General features: G+C 38.1%; 16 protein-coding genes. 9 read left to right on the forward strand and 7 right to left on the reverse strand.

The window, feature by feature from the left end; translation table 11 throughout:
- The first annotated feature begins 67 nt into the window (after nt 1-67).
- Both BKP57_RS13050 and BKP57_RS13055 read left to right on the forward strand, forming a co-directional pair.
- Nucleotides 68-847 (forward strand): ABC transporter ATP-binding protein, encoded by a 780-nt coding sequence (locus BKP57_RS13050; protein WP_072741654.1) that lies wholly within the window; start codon nt 68-70, stop codon nt 845-847.
- Nucleotides 844-2577, forward strand: a complete 1734-nt coding sequence (locus BKP57_RS13055; protein WP_072741655.1) for a putative ABC transporter permease subunit — start codon at nt 844-846, stop codon at nt 2575-2577. The genes BKP57_RS13050 and BKP57_RS13055 overlap by 4 nt, the downstream gene beginning before the upstream one ends.
- Nucleotides 2578-3027: 450 nt before the next feature.
- On the opposite strand, the gene BKP57_RS13060 is transcribed toward BKP57_RS13055, so the two are convergent.
- Nucleotides 3028-3375, reverse strand: a complete 348-nt coding sequence (locus BKP57_RS13060; RefSeq protein ID WP_072741656.1) for a winged helix-turn-helix transcriptional regulator — start codon at nt 3373-3375, stop codon at nt 3028-3030.
- A gap of 194 nt (nt 3376-3569) precedes the next feature.
- On the opposite strand from BKP57_RS13060, the gene BKP57_RS13065 reads away from it, so the two are divergent.
- Nucleotides 3570-4604, forward strand: a complete 1035-nt coding sequence (locus tag BKP57_RS13065) for a zinc-binding alcohol dehydrogenase family protein (protein ID WP_072741657.1) — start codon at nt 3570-3572, stop codon at nt 4602-4604.
- A 251-nt stretch (nt 4605-4855) separates the two neighbouring features.
- Here the strand turns inward: BKP57_RS13065 and BKP57_RS13070 are convergent, their stop codons facing one another.
- Nucleotides 4856-5566 carry an ankyrin repeat domain-containing protein gene (locus BKP57_RS13070; RefSeq protein WP_232231165.1) on the reverse strand — a complete coding sequence of 237 codons (711 nt, stop codon included), beginning with the start codon at nt 5564-5566 and terminating at the stop codon, nt 4856-4858.
- 415 nt (nt 5567-5981) lie between these two features.
- Between BKP57_RS13070 and BKP57_RS13075 the strand changes: the two genes are divergently transcribed.
- Both BKP57_RS13075 and BKP57_RS13080 read left to right on the forward strand, forming a co-directional pair.
- Complete coding sequence (locus BKP57_RS13075) at nt 5982-6437, forward strand: GNAT family N-acetyltransferase (RefSeq protein ID WP_050349856.1); 456 nt, start codon at nt 5982-5984, stop codon at nt 6435-6437.
- 96 nt (nt 6438-6533) lie between these two features.
- Nucleotides 6534-6989 carry a nucleoside deaminase gene (locus BKP57_RS13080; protein ID WP_050349857.1) on the forward strand — a complete coding sequence of 152 codons (456 nt, stop codon included), beginning with the start codon at nt 6534-6536 and terminating at the stop codon, nt 6987-6989.
- Between the two features lie 437 nt (nt 6990-7426).
- Here BKP57_RS13080 and BKP57_RS13085 read toward each other — a convergent pair whose 3' ends face one another.
- Both BKP57_RS13085 and BKP57_RS13090 read right to left on the reverse strand, forming a co-directional pair.
- Nucleotides 7427-8986, reverse strand: a complete 1560-nt coding sequence (locus BKP57_RS13085) for a fatty acyl-CoA synthetase (protein WP_072742434.1) — start codon at nt 8984-8986, stop codon at nt 7427-7429.
- A 217-nt stretch (nt 8987-9203) separates the two neighbouring features.
- A complete protein-coding gene (locus tag BKP57_RS13090) occupies nt 9204-9623 on the reverse strand; it encodes a helix-turn-helix domain-containing protein (RefSeq protein ID WP_050349858.1) in 420 nt (139 codons plus the stop codon).
- Nucleotides 9624-10174: 551 nt separating this feature from the next.
- Here BKP57_RS13090 and BKP57_RS13095 point away from each other — a divergent pair.
- The 3 genes from BKP57_RS13095 (at nt 10175) to BKP57_RS13105 (ending at nt 11802) form a co-directional block, all read left to right on the forward strand.
- Nucleotides 10175-10513: a hypothetical protein gene (locus tag BKP57_RS13095; RefSeq protein WP_050349859.1), complete on the forward strand. Its 339-nt coding sequence runs from the start codon at nt 10175-10177 to the stop codon at nt 10511-10513.
- Nucleotides 10514-10555: 42 nt separating this feature from the next.
- Nucleotides 10556-11158 (forward strand): hypothetical protein, encoded by a 603-nt coding sequence (locus BKP57_RS13100; RefSeq protein WP_072741658.1) that lies wholly within the window; start codon nt 10556-10558, stop codon nt 11156-11158.
- A 134-nt stretch (nt 11159-11292) separates the two neighbouring features.
- Nucleotides 11293-11802 (forward strand): hypothetical protein, encoded by a 510-nt coding sequence (locus BKP57_RS13105; protein WP_072741659.1) that lies wholly within the window; start codon nt 11293-11295, stop codon nt 11800-11802.
- A 127-nt stretch (nt 11803-11929) separates the two neighbouring features.
- On the opposite strand, the gene BKP57_RS22520 is transcribed toward BKP57_RS13105, so the two are convergent.
- Nucleotides 11930-12133 (reverse strand): hypothetical protein, encoded by a 204-nt coding sequence (locus BKP57_RS22520; RefSeq protein ID WP_198035062.1) that lies wholly within the window; start codon nt 12131-12133, stop codon nt 11930-11932.
- Nucleotides 12057-12233 carry an HAD family hydrolase gene (locus tag BKP57_RS22915; protein ID WP_232231166.1) on the reverse strand — a complete coding sequence of 59 codons (177 nt, stop codon included), beginning with the start codon at nt 12231-12233 and terminating at the stop codon, nt 12057-12059. Before BKP57_RS22915 ends, BKP57_RS22520 begins: the two co-directional genes overlap by 77 nt.
- On the opposite strand from BKP57_RS22915, the gene BKP57_RS22920 reads away from it, so the two are divergent.
- Nucleotides 12232-12495, forward strand: a complete 264-nt coding sequence (locus BKP57_RS22920; RefSeq protein ID WP_072741660.1) for a hypothetical protein — start codon at nt 12232-12234, stop codon at nt 12493-12495. The genes BKP57_RS22915 and BKP57_RS22920 overlap by 2 nt on opposite strands.
- 80 nt (nt 12496-12575) lie before the next feature.
- On the opposite strand, the gene ucpA is transcribed toward BKP57_RS22920, so the two are convergent.
- The gene (gene ucpA, locus BKP57_RS13120) at nt 12576-13358 is read right to left on the reverse strand and encodes an SDR family oxidoreductase UcpA (RefSeq protein ID WP_232231427.1); all 783 of its coding nucleotides are present in this window, start codon (nt 13356-13358) and stop codon (nt 12576-12578) included.
- Nucleotides 13359-13442: the final 84 nt, after the last annotated feature.

Raw genomic sequence — 13442 nt, forward strand, 5'->3', positions numbered from 1 at the left:
TGAGAATATACCTGTATCTGGATGTTTGTTATAATAATAATAACTTTTAAACATGAAAGGTGAGACAATGGAAGCAATAAGGCTAACCAACTTAGAAAAATCGTATCGTCGGCACAAGGCTGTTAAAGATATTACACTTGAAGTGAAGAAAGGAGAGCTTTTTGGATTCCTTGGACCTAATGGTGCTGGGAAGACGACGACGATTAAAATGCTAACTGGATTGTTAGAACCTTCCAGTGGAACTGCTGCCATTACTGGTATTGATATATGGAAAAATCCGATTGAGGCAAAAAAGCATATTGCTTATGTGCCAGATCAGCCGAATATTTATCCGAAGCTAACCGGTTGGGATTATCTTGAATTTATCGCTTCCGTTTATCGCATCCCCAAGGACGTCTTTCAAGAAGAAGCGAGGAAGCTTTTGGATATGTTCGGGTTAACGAATCGGGCTCATGATTTAATTGAAAGTTATTCTCATGGGATGAAGCAGAAAATTGCCATTTGTGGCGCTCTAGTACATCGTCCAGATGTGCTGTTTTTAGATGAGCCGACAGTAGGCCTGGATCCGAAAAGTGCCAGAACATTAAAGAATTTATTACGTGAGCTTTGTGATAATGGGATGACAGCCTTTTTATCAACACATATTTTGGAAATTGCTGAGCAAATGTGTGATCGTGTGGGGATTATTTTTGAAGGAGACATTATTGCTTTAGGAACGTTGGAAGAATTAAGAAGTCGAGGCGAATATGCAGATAAGAGTTTGGAAGATATTTTCTTAGAGTTAACAGGTGGCGAAGACCATCAGGAAATCATTCAAGGATTAACGAATCAAGGTGACAGCCAATGATGAAAGTCTTGCTTGCTAATCAATGGAAGATCTTTATCAATACATTTAAATCCCAGTCTAGCAAGTCGTACGTTGGGTATCTCATCACGTTTCTCTTAATTGGATTCTTTTTAATCTGGATTACGAATGGTATTGTTGCAATTAGCGGGTCTCTATCGGTTTACATTTTTGAAGGTGTATTAGCATACGGTATGCTAGCAGTAATCGGATTTCTTATTTTGTTTGGGTTGCCGCAAGTATTTAAACAACTTTACTCAGCAACGGATTTGAATTTATTATTTACGATGCCTATTCCGACGAAATATATTTTTTGGACGAAATATATTCAGAGCTTTGCAGGTATACCCCTAATATTTTTTATTATCGTTATTGTTCCGATGTTCACATACGGAGCAACGGTCGGTGTGCATATGTTGTACTATCCTGTTTTTTTCCTTGTTTTGCTAGCGGTGATGGTGATTGGATTGTCGATTGCTTACTTGTTTAACTTATTGCTTATTCAAATCATTCCAGCTAGCCGGGCAAATGAATTTATGACTGTTATGAGTGTTCTTTCTGGTGTATTTGTATATTTATTAATTATGCTTCCAGATATGATGGCTGAACGTTCTTTAACGGAAATGATTTTAACTGGGCTTCCTCTTTTTCCAGAATGGGTGCCGCTAACTTGGGCTAGCAAAGCTATCTCCGAAGCAAGTACGGGGTCTTTTGGTTTTATTCTACCGTTAACTATGATGGTTACATTAGCAATTATATCTGTTTTATTTGCGTCCATATTTGTGGAAAAGGGTTTCCGAACGGGTTGGGTTAAGCTAAGTGAAGGGGGAGGAAAAAGAAAGAAGAAAACTTCTGAAAAAGTGTCCAAGGCCGAACCAAATCATCCCGTTATTGCGATTGGTAAGAAAGAATGGTTGGTGATGAAGCGTGATATGAGAGAGTGGCTAGTTTTTCTACCGTTACTTTTCTTTTTTGTCGGATATATCTTTACGGGAGTGATAAATGGAGGCGGCAGTTTGAGCGATTTACGTGGTCCCCATGAAGTGACATGGCCCGTAGCGCAAGTTATCTTTCTGCTGATTTATGCCATGTTTAATGGGCAGATTGCTTGTTCTTCGGTTGCTCGGGAAGCAAATAACCTTTGGATTTTGCGTATTCTTCCATTGTCCGGAAAAGAAATAGCACTTGGAAAACTTTGGATTAGCTGGCTCATTCCTTTTGTCGTGTTAACGGTTATTGAGATTATTGTTGGTCTGTTCTTAGGCTGGACAGTGCTTCAATTTATTGCTGGGATTGCTATGAAAGCTGTTATGACTATTGGTATTAGCGGGATAGGTCTGTGGTTTGGAACCATTGGAGCGAAATATAATCCGGAAAATCCGCAAAATAGGCTGAAATTTGGATCGGCATTACTTTTATTTATCGCTTCGTATGTGTATCTGCTTTTAGCACTTATTCCATATGTTTTGCTACTTATTCCTACAGAAGCAAAAGAGTTGGCTCAAGAGGTTGCAAGCGACAGTAGTGGCGTGTTTGGTCTAGCTGCAAGTTTCGTTCATACAGTATTAGTATGGAAAGAGGCTAGTCCGGTACTGGTAACTTTGTTAGGGATTATATTATTGGTAGTCGTTTCGGTTGGTATTTGTGCTCTTTTTACGTCCCTCAGCGCTCGGAAAATGGAGCAAGGTATAGAAATTGAAATGGTGCAACAAACGAAATCTTTAAGGTTATAAGGATTTCTAAAACGGTGAGGCACAAAAAAAGAAAGGGAGCATACTGCTCTCTTTTTTGCTAGTAGATACAAAAGTGTAAAGAGATGCTTGGGAATAACATAATAACTGACTAGCCACGTCCGGCTCATGAGCCCGGCAACGATGCGACTTTAGAAATGCGCCCTACGATAACGTCGTAAAGAGGAAGGCCGACTAAAAACGGGCTTGCCTCCCGACGACGGCATACCCCTGTTTTTAGTGGCATGATTCCTAAATCTTTAGTTGATTCGTTCCGTTCGCTACGTTGCTAAACGGGCGCTTGCGCCTTTGTTCCTAGTTAAAAACTGATTCGGTGTTGGCATGTGAAATACTGAGATACAGGACGCCTCTTCATTGTATATTTTGCTGAAAACGTAATGAGCTTGTGTTTTAATGTAAGTAAAAGAATAAGAAAAAACATTATTGACTCTTTTACTTATTCTCGAACATTCTAGCTTTATATTTGTCTCCCCATTCTTTCATTTGCGTAATAATGGGTTCTAAAGTCATTCCAAATTCAGTCATCGAGTATTCGACTCTTGGAGGGACTTCTGGATATACTTTACGGCAAATAATACCATCTTGTTCCAGTTCGCTTAATTGTAAAGATAGCATACGTTGGGTTATACCAGGAATTAAGCGACGTAACTCGTTGAAGCGCTTTTTGTCATCTAGCAAATGATACAAGATAACGCCTTTCCATTTCCCGCCGATAACATCTAAAGTTGATTCTACCGGACAGCCTTCAGGGCAGCCGTATCCGCTTTTTCTGTTTCTCATCTATCCACCGCCTGTTTTAGTTTTAGATAATTGCAGGTATGCGGTTCCCGGGGATCGTGATACCGTAATACTCCCATATTAGAAGTAACAATATAGGTAACACTAATGTTACTATACAACATAAATGTGCCTTCTTACATTATTTTGTGTTTGTTTTTATAATAGGAACAAATAAATTAAAGGAGATGATACGAATGAAAGCAATCGGATTGTTAGAGTATTTACCAATTGAGCAGGAAGATAGTCTATTTGATTTTGAAGCAACTAAACCAACAGCAAAGGGTAAAGATTTGTTAATTAAAATAAATGCCATTTCTATTAACCCGGTGGATGTAAAAGTGCGTGCACCAAAAGAAAAGAAAGAAGAAACGCCTAAAGTATTAGGCTGGGACGCTAGCGGAGTGGTTGTAGAAGTAGGAGAAGACTGTGAATTATTACAGGTAGGTGATGAAGTTTACTATGCTGGTGCCATTAACAGATCAGGTACTTATAGTGAATATCACCTGGTAGATGAACGGATTGTAGGAAAAAAACCAAAAACATTATCCTTTGCAGAAGCTGCTGCGATGCCGCTAACGACCATAACTGCTTGGGAAGCGTTATTTGAAAGATTAGCAATTAACCCTGAGAATAGCCAGAAAAACAATTTACAAAGCATTCTGATCATTGGTGGCGCTGGGGGAGTAGGTTCGATTGCGATCCAACTTGCTAAGTGGGCTGGTTTGGAAGTCATTGCTACTGCTTCTCGTCCAGAAACGGTAAATTGGGTTAAACAACTCGGTGCTGATCATGTCATCAATCATCATGAGGCTTTGAAAGCACAATTAACAGAAAAGCAGTTGCATGAGGTAGACTATATTCTTTGCTTAAATAATACGGATCAGCATTGGGAAGCTATGGGTGAAGTAATTAAACCTCAAGGAAAAGTATGTTCCATTGTGAAAAATGAACAACCGCTTGATTTAAATGTATTAAAAAGTAAAAGCGCCACTTTCGTTTGGGAATTTATGTTTACACGTTCATTATACACAACACCAGATATGATTAACCAACATCTTTTATTAAATAAAGTAAGCGAATTGTTAGATCAACGTGTACTAAAAACTACGCTGCAAGAAAAGCTATCTCCGATTAATGCGGCAACGTTACGTAAAGCGCACGCTACTGTAGAATCAGGAAAAATGATTGGGAAATTAGTCGTTGAGGGATTTGAAACTAAGGAAGGGTAATGAATTAGTTTGGCTGCGGACTTCTTAATGTATGAGAAGCCCACAGCCAGATTTGCCCTACCAAAGCAAATTACTTATCCCATAAAACTAGCAGTAAAGCTCCACCCCCCCTATGGGATTAACATCATGGTGAGGGATGGGAACACCAATTGTAAGCCAAACACCCGACTGTTCAAAGGTATTTAGGTCATACTCAGGCGGGACTAACACACAGTGGTGGATAAAATAACCCCACTGATGGAAGCTTTACTTTAAGCCTTTGCCTTCTCCAATAACTTAATTATTTTATCAAATCCGCGATCTTTGGCATGCTCTAATGGGGTAACCCCTTCCTTATCCGTAATCGAAAAATCTGCACCATGTTCAAGAAGTAATTGGACAATCTGTTGATGCTTTTCGCCACCATCACTAAGCACAATTGCTTCCATCAATGCTGTCCAATGCAGATTATTAATATGGTTTACGTCGGTGTCTGAGTTGGTGAGTAATTCCTTTACTACATCTACATGCCCCCGTTCAGCAGCGGGTATGAGTGCTGTTCCACCAAAACGATTGGTAAGTGTTGTGTCAGCTCCAGCTTCTAAAGCTAATTTTAAAATATCTAGCAAGCCTTCTGCTCCGGCGTAAAGCAGGACATTGTCCGAACGATCATCCTGTTTGTTAATGTCGGCGCCTTCTTCAATGAGCAATTTTACTGTCTCCACTTCGTTGTTGTATGTAGCGGCGAGTACAGCTGTAGTGCCTTGATCATTGGTTGCGTCAATATTTGCACCGTTTTGGAGTAGTTGTTCTACTTTTTCCTGATTTCCCTTTGCAGCTGCTTCTATGAGTGATTGATTCAAAGCGATCTCCTCCTTGTTATTTGTTTGTTGTTCATCTGAAGACAAGTCGTTACTGTTTTGACATGCGACCAAAAAAATAACGATAACCAGTAAAGCTCCCAAAAGCATATGTTGTCTCATCAGTCTGTTAACCTCCTCATTAGCCAAGTTTATTCTCATATTCTTGGCAGTAAATCTCTACTTCTACTTTAAGAAATGGTTTCTGAGAGGATAAGTGCAAGGCTTAACTAGATCAGGGGGGTGGCAAAAGAGAACCCCTATTACAGATTCACTTTATTTATAGCTGTCACTAAAGTCCTGCTTCAATCCTGTGATGAAAACCAGGGGATGTTTTGAGAGCCAACTACTAATCAATTACCTGATTCGTTCCTCTAACAATCAGTGAGGATAATAGAAAATTGGTACTGATTGAAAATTCATTTTATCATGATTTAAATCACAAGAAAATTAAATGTCTTTCTATTATTAGATATGTTATAGTGATTTTGAAGAAAGTATGTGTATGCAAATTGAAATGGATAGAGGGAATGATTGAATGCAAATTAGGAAGTTGCAGGCAGGTGAAAACCCACCGCTGGAATTGTTATTAGAAGCAGATCCACAAAAAGAATTAGTAGAAGAATATCTTTTTAGAGGTGAATGTTTTATCGCCGAAATAGATGGAAAAGTGGCCGGGGTTTATGTTTTGCTTCCAACCAGGCCTAGTACCATTGAATTGGTTAATATAGCTATAGCTGAAGAAGAACAAGGGAAAGGGTATGGAAAAAAGCTTATTGCTGATGCTATACAGAAAGCGAAAGAAAAGAAATGTAGAATCATGGAAGTTGGCACAGGAAATTCGAGTATCGGTCAGCTAGCTATGTATCAAAAATGTGGTTTTAGAATAACTGGTGTAGACAAAGATTTTTTTGTTAAGCATTACTCAGAACCCATTGTTGAAAATGGAATTCCGTGTACGGATATGATTCGCTTATCTATCGATTTAGGTTAAAAACACAGACATACAAGTTTAGAGAGAGTGAGGGAAAGATAGTTTACGTATATAAGATGATTTATCTGTTATATTATTTTGGTGGAGGTAATAGTCATGGATAAATTTATGGAACGTGCAGTAGAGCTGGCAGTGGAAAATGTGAAAGAAGGCGGACAGCCATTTGGAGCGGTACTTGTGAAAGATGGAGAGATTAAAGCAGAAGGGGTAAATGAATTACATCACACTTATGATATAAGTGGTCATGCAGAGCTATTAGCTATTCGAAAAGCACAACAAGCATTACAAACAAATGATTTATCAAGCTACACGATGTATGCAAGTGGAGAGCCATGCCCGATGTGTTTAACGGCGATGTATTTTGCAGGAATTAGCAAGATATATTACTGTGCTTCTGTCGAGGAAGCTGTTGAAGTAGGTTTAGGAGCTTCCAAAAAGATCTACGAAGATTTACAAAAACCTAAAGAACAACGCTCTTTAGCTCCTGTTCATATGCCTTTACGTGAAGGACAAGAAAACCCGATGGAGCTTTGGAAGCAGCGAAACGTATAACGTTTGTCGAAATAATATACAACGAGGAAGCGATTATCCTCATCTTTAGTCCATTGCCGAAGACCGCATGGGAGTCTCATGAACTATCTCTTGGGGCTAGGTGATAGCTTCTACTCAAAATTAAAGCGCATCATCTGTTACAGAGTTTAAGCTCTGTGGATAACCTTAATTATTCTGGTTTGTATACCGTTTGTTGAGAGCTAAGTAATTTATCCCGGATATAAGGTGCTGTAAGACTCCCACTTCAAGAATTAGAGAATCCATACTACAGCAAGTCTAAGTGGGAGATCACAGTACCTAAATGCCCTTTTTCGTAAGCGGCCTTTAGGTCATACCATTACGGTACTAACAATCAGTGGTGGATGAAAGAAAACTTCTACGGATTGAAGATTCGCTTTATTCACGCATTCAATCCGTAGTATAATATCATAAATATCTTATAAATCTACACTTATATCCCCATATTGATCTCGCAACTTACGTTTAAGAACTTTTCCACTTGGGTTTTTGGGGAGTGTGTCTGTAAATAAAATGTATTTTGGTACTTTAAATGTAGACAATCTTTCTTTGCAAAATGTTTTAACCATCTCTTTTGTTAGCTGTCTGTCTTTTTTCGGAATAATGATCGCCGTTACCGCCTCTATCCAGTAAGCATCTGGTATGCTAATGACAGCGACTTCCGACACGCCTTCTAAGAGATAAATGGTTTCTTCTACTTCACGGCTTGATACGTTCACTCCTCCTGTGTTAATCATATCTTTTTTACGATCGACTATGGTTATATAGCCTTCTTCATCCATTACACCTAAATCGCCGCTATGAAACCAGCCGTTTCGGAATGCTTCAGCTGTTTTATCTGGATCGTGTAAATAGCCTTTCATCGCATGTGGTGTTCGATGTACGATTTCACCTACCTCACCACGCGCTATCTCTTGATCATTATCGTCAACAATTTTTGTTTGTACATTTAATGACGGAATTCCAGCTGAACCGAGCTTTCGAATTTGATCCTCTGGTTTTAGCACCGTGGCAAGTGGTGCCACTTCTGTTTGACCGTAAAAATTCCAAAAACCTGCGTTAGGTAGGCGCTCTGCTAATTCTCTTAATATTTCTCTTGGCATAATTGCTGCGCCGTAGTAGCATTTTTTTAGACTAGATAAATCACGTATTGCAAACTCAGGATGACGCAATAACGCAATCCAAATGGTTGGCGGACAAAAAAGCTGCGTCACTTTTTTCTCTTCGACTGTTTTTAAAATAACTTCAGGATTTGCTCCATCAAGAATAATACCACTACCCCCAACATAAATGCTCGGGCCTAAAAACACATGAAGTTGCGCACTGTGATAAAGTGGCAAAGCATGGATAATCGTATCCTGCGTTTCCATTTTCCCATCCACAACACAACTAACGTACTCACTTACAATATTTTTATGTGAAAGCATAACACCTTTAGGTCGTGATTCCGTACCACTTGTATATAAAACGTGACAAAGGTCCTCTTCTTCGATGTCAACTTCAATCAGTGATTTTGGTTGCGATTTTCTTATTTCACTTAGTAATTTCCAACCTTCAAGCGATTGTTTGTCTGTGTCCATCATATATCGGTATTTAATATCCATGCTTGACGACGCTTGGGCAAGTATATTTGCATATTCTTCCGAAGCTATAAGTCCAGTAACCTCTGCATGTTCTACAATATACGCAATATCTTCTAAGCTTAACAGATAATTAATTGGAACCATTACGGCTCCTATTCGAGCAAGTGCGAAATTAACAATTACAAAATCTAAGCTGTTTTTGGACATGACCGTTATCATATCTCCTTTTTTCATCCCATGTGCTAAAAATGCATGTGCTGTTTGGTTCACTAAATGATTCAAATCTTTATACGTTAATGTTATCGATTTGTAAGTGATTGCATTTTTATCTGGCATTCGATCAGCAGTACGAGAAATTGTATCTCCCAGTGTATTTCTTCTTGCCCGTTGTAACATTTTATCCAAATTAACATTTGTTCTCGTGTTCAATATCTCACTCCTCAGAAAATTATGGTTAAACAGTTCTTGGTAAAATATTCTTTTAATTATTTTAATTCAGATAATTGATAAAAGCAATATCTGAATTGCGTTTTCACTTAGGTATGCATGCTGAATAAAAATAAGCGCTACATCTGTTGCAATGTGCGCTTCGTTCTTCTTCCATAAAGCATGACTACTTTTTAAATAATGTTTTTAATGATTGCACGGTATCCGTAAAAAAGACGATGGTAAGGAGACCAATCAACGAGAATGTGTTTGTCAAAGGTCCATCAAAAATGAATATACCTATAAATATAAGTAGGATGCCTAAATAAAACCCTGGATCTGAAAGTTGGTCAAATAATTCTCCCTCGTCAATGCTTATCGTCTCCTGCATTTTTCTATCCCCTCGAATAAGTTCGTCTATGGTTATACCAAACAGATCACTAATGCGAATTAAGTTTTGAATATCGGGGTAACCTTTATTTGCTTCCCACTTGTACACTGCCTGTCGTGAGACATGTAGTTCATTTGCTAATTTCTCCTGCGACCAACCGCGTTCTTCTCTACATTTTTTCAATTTATCTCCAAAATAGTTTGCTTGCGGTTCCATAAATTCACCTCTCCGCTTATAAGTGTAAAGTATTACTTATCATGAGGGAAGAAACTTATGGTTTAAGTTGTTAACTAGTTGTTTACATGTGCGAAAGAACGCAGATGAAGGTGAGTGTCGTAACCATAAAACAGAAATGGTTTTGTTCCATTAATTTAAATCTGATTTTCATGAACAGCGAGGGTGTTCTATCAATTAGCTACTACTATTTGGTATAAGCAGGAGAAAAATGACAATTAATCATTTGGTTTTCTGCACAGTGATGTCATTTGATACAATAATAAGGCCAATAGCTTGTTTTTAAAAAATATATCTATAGATAATAAATATTGCTGTCGTACTAGTGTTTAATTAGTAACTATACTGTAAAATAGGATTTGATTTGTATGCATGAAAAAGTAACTTACTTCCTGCTAGTGCTGGTGGATTCATTTTGTGTTTGGCGAATGATTAATTCATCCAATTTTTGATAAATTTTGTAAAAGGTTCCTAAAAACATATTCATCACTTATAATCTAAAGTAGAATACAGTCGGTTAGGAGGTATTGCGTTTGGATTGTTGTTGTAAACGTGGAGAAACGAGAGAATTAATTATAGAAGCAGATATTGGAGCGGACCCGATTTGGTGTAAGCATTGTCGGTGTAATTTAGATATAGAAGATTTACCTATTTCTCAAGGATTAATGGACCAATTGGAATCTTGGAGTGCACAATATGGCAAATGGATAGATTGGGAAAAAGAACAATTATTACCACATGCTGCGCAACAGGAATTTGCATATAATGAGGGCGGGTACACTTTATTACATAAATTACAAGCTGAATTATGCTCGACTTATTCCATTCAGTTTATCCCTGGATCTACGGTAGACGAATACGAAGCTCTATAATCGGTTTGTTCTCATTTGATTTACAAAAAGGTGGTGTTTATCATGGAAATGTCCATGATGATTTTGGTGATATTGGCACTTGTCTATTACAGCTTTCGGATCATTCAGGTAATTATAAAATTAAGGCAGAGGATCGTCCTCCCAGCAACGAGGGGAGAAAGAAACGCGATTCGAAAACATCCGCAAAAAATAACTGCTCCGCCGACTGTTGAAGGACAGAAAAATGGTTTAATCATAAACGCTGCGCTCGTACTGTTTATTATTGCTATGTTCACGATTGTCTATATCACAGACGTATTTTCTTGGCATCAATATTTGTTTATGCTTCTCTTTTTGGCATATTCCTATTTTATGCTGCCATTAAATTTATTTGCGGTGAAACATGATGGGATATTAATTGGTATGCGGTTTATTCCGTGGAAAAGAATAAACACCATCCACGTTGTACCGATTGATAAAAGTCATAGATATTCCGATTTTTCAATAGAGGGGAACCAAGGGTATGTCTTAAAAATTAAATATACATTTGGGCATGCATCTTTTGTCATTACTTCTGAACAGATGCTGAAGCGGCTCTTAAAGCTTTTAAAAGAACACGTCAAGGTAGAAGAAAAAGTGGAAACATCGGTCTCGCAATCAAAATAGAATACCAACAATGTACTTACTTCTTACTACATGTGTAAGGGCATTGTTCATCTGTGACAGTACACCTAATGGAATTTCACCCAAGGAAAGCAAAGATATCGATAGACAGATAGATCAAAATTCGGAGGGTGTGTATGAAACTAGTTATCTCTATCACTGTTATTATATTCGTACTTTTATTTTCAGTTCTATTTGGATGGATGTTGATTAGTGAGAAAAAAGAGGATAAGTTAAACAGGAGTAGTATTTTGGGGTTAACAATAGCCGCATTTTTTCTAGCGTTACTAATCACGTTAGTACTTGGGCTAGGCCTGTTTACGTTATTTGGCTCGATAAAAATGACCAATACATTGTTTGATTTGGAATTGAACATGAAGCAGGTTGGCTTTGTATTTATTGCTTACCTGATATTTTTATCGACGGTTGATAATGTTATCGATTTTTTAGTGAAACACATCATTGGGGAAAACTTATTTTACCCCATTTTCTTGTCATTAATCCGAACTTTTATTTTACATATGATCGGATTAATCATAGGCATCCAGCAAACTAGTAGTTTTATTATTGCAGGAGTAGTTTCTTTCATTATATTTTTAATAGAAACATATGCTATATTACGCAAAGGGGCTAAAGAAGAGACTTAAAAGCGGCAAATCATTGCCCGTAGAGTATGTAGTGTTTCTTAGAAAGCCTGGATATGATTTTGTTGCAGTGCGCTTTAACGTTAAACGAAAGTTATCGAAACATATTCGTTCCTTCAATTACAAATACTTAACTTATTTCTGGCAGCTTCAACTGCAGCCACCCGAAATAAGCGAAGATAAAATGCGTTGTGCCAACGTTAACGTTATAATGGGCACCTGTTGTAAACAACTTCTGCAAAATATAGCGTATTCCATCAGCATAAGGCTTTGGCGCTAATTGCTGATGCAATGATATGGCTTTTAACGGCTGCATTCTGTAATAAGTATCCATGCTTTACGCATTTTAACATTCCAATATCATTCCCGCTGCCTCCAAAGGCTATGGTGTGATCGTACGGGACATGATAATAATCTTTCACAAATTTTGCCATGGCAGCTTTGCCAGTTTCCTGGGGGATAAAATCAACATCATACGCTTGTTCCGAATCACCTGGCTTTTGGGTTACAACGATTGATGGGGTTTATTTTAGTCAGCTTGTTAGTTTGCTGTTTATCATCCAAAATAATTTGGTCGAAATGGTAAAAGATGTTGCCACATGTGTAAGGAGAAGAATAAATGGAGAACAATTTCCACCAGAAAAAAAGCTGTGCAGTATCAAGGCGAGATTATTTAGAGTGGAACGACATAAATAATTGGGGGTGACTAGAACGGATTACGAAGCCATGTAACGAAAAAAATGATTCCTTCTCGTTACATGGCATGTGGATGAAGCTTAGCTTCCTACAGAAACGGTTTCTGGTAATGTACTTCCACCGTCAATAACAATTTGTGTACCTGTGATATAGCTTGATTCATCAGATGCTAAGAAAGCAGCAAGCTCGCCTACTTCTTCAATTTTACCTAGACGTCCTAAAGGAACTCCACTAGCGATACCGTCAATAACCTCTTGCGGATTGTCAGGGTTCGTTTCCTTTGCCATTTGCTCAGCCATCGGTGTTAGGACATAACCTGGCAGAATAGCATTTACGGTAATATTATCTGGAGCTACCTCACGAGCCAAAGATTTGGTAAAGCCGAGTACAGCTGCTTTAGTTGTTGCGTATGCGGTTTCACCAGGGTCAGCAACCATTGTACCCGTTACAGATGATAGGTTTACAATTCTACCTTGCTTTGCTTTTTTCATATGAGGAAGCACTGCCTTGGTCACATTCCAAACCCCATTAATATTAATATTGAAATGAAAATCTCTCGTTTCGTCATCCATATCCTCAAAGTTTGCTAACCGAACGACCCCAGCGTTATTGATTAGTGCATCTACACGCTGGTATTTTTCTATTACTTTTGCAATGCCAGCTTTCACATCTTCGTTTTTCGTAACATCTACTTCTAAAGCCATTGTTTCATAGCCTTGCTCGGCTAATTCTTTTGCCGTATCGTGTACCTGCTTGGAAACATCTAATAAGACGGTAATAGCACCATGTTTAGCTAGGACCTCGGCAATTCCTTTTCCATTACCCATTGCTGCACCAGTTATGATTGCTATTTTTCCTTCCATTTTCTTCAAATTGATTACCTCCTCATTATGATGAATGTATCGACACTTCCAGTATAACAAATAGGCTTGATTGTATATAGTTAT

The sequence above is a fragment of the Virgibacillus sp. 6R genome (genome assembly GCF_001895305.1).
Taxonomy (GTDB): domain Bacteria; phylum Bacillota; class Bacilli; order Bacillales; family Amphibacillaceae; genus Virgibacillus; species Virgibacillus pantothenticus.

Coding starts and splice junctions, on each gene's coding strand:
- BKP57_RS22915 (WP_232231166.1), bottom strand. CDS start 12,233: ATGGCAAAATTTGTGAAAGATTATTATCATGTCCCGTACGATCACACC.
- BKP57_RS13075 (WP_050349856.1), top strand. CDS start 5,982: ATGCAAATTAGGAAGTTGCAGGCAGGTGAAAACCCACCGCTGGAATTG.
- BKP57_RS22520 (WP_198035062.1), bottom strand. CDS start 12,133: ATGGATACTTATTACAGAATGCAGCCGTTAAAAGCCATATCATTGCAT.
- BKP57_RS13065 (WP_072741657.1), top strand. CDS start 3,570: ATGAAAGCAATCGGATTGTTAGAGTATTTACCAATTGAGCAGGAAGAT.
- BKP57_RS13100 (WP_072741658.1), top strand. CDS start 10,556: ATGGAAATGTCCATGATGATTTTGGTGATATTGGCACTTGTCTATTAC.
- BKP57_RS13070 (WP_232231165.1), bottom strand. CDS start 5,566: ATGAGACAACATATGCTTTTGGGAGCTTTACTGGTTATCGTTATTTTT.
- BKP57_RS13050 (WP_072741654.1), top strand. CDS start 68: ATGGAAGCAATAAGGCTAACCAACTTAGAAAAATCGTATCGTCGGCAC.
- BKP57_RS13055 (WP_072741655.1), top strand. CDS start 844: ATGATGAAAGTCTTGCTTGCTAATCAATGGAAGATCTTTATCAATACA.
- BKP57_RS13105 (WP_072741659.1), top strand. CDS start 11,293: ATGAAACTAGTTATCTCTATCACTGTTATTATATTCGTACTTTTATTT.
- ucpA (WP_232231427.1), bottom strand. CDS start 13,358: ATGGAAGGAAAAATAGCAATCATAACTGGTGCAGCAATGGGTAATGGA.
- BKP57_RS13080 (WP_050349857.1), top strand. CDS start 6,534: ATGGATAAATTTATGGAACGTGCAGTAGAGCTGGCAGTGGAAAATGTG.
- BKP57_RS13085 (WP_072742434.1), bottom strand. CDS start 8,986: ATGTTACAACGGGCAAGAAGAAATACACTGGGAGATACAATTTCTCGT.
- BKP57_RS13060 (WP_072741656.1), bottom strand. CDS start 3,375: ATGAGAAACAGAAAAAGCGGATACGGCTGCCCTGAAGGCTGTCCGGTA.
- BKP57_RS13090 (WP_050349858.1), bottom strand. CDS start 9,623: ATGGAACCGCAAGCAAACTATTTTGGAGATAAATTGAAAAAATGTAGA.
- BKP57_RS22920 (WP_072741660.1), top strand. CDS start 12,232: ATGGCAGCTTTGCCAGTTTCCTGGGGGATAAAATCAACATCATACGCT.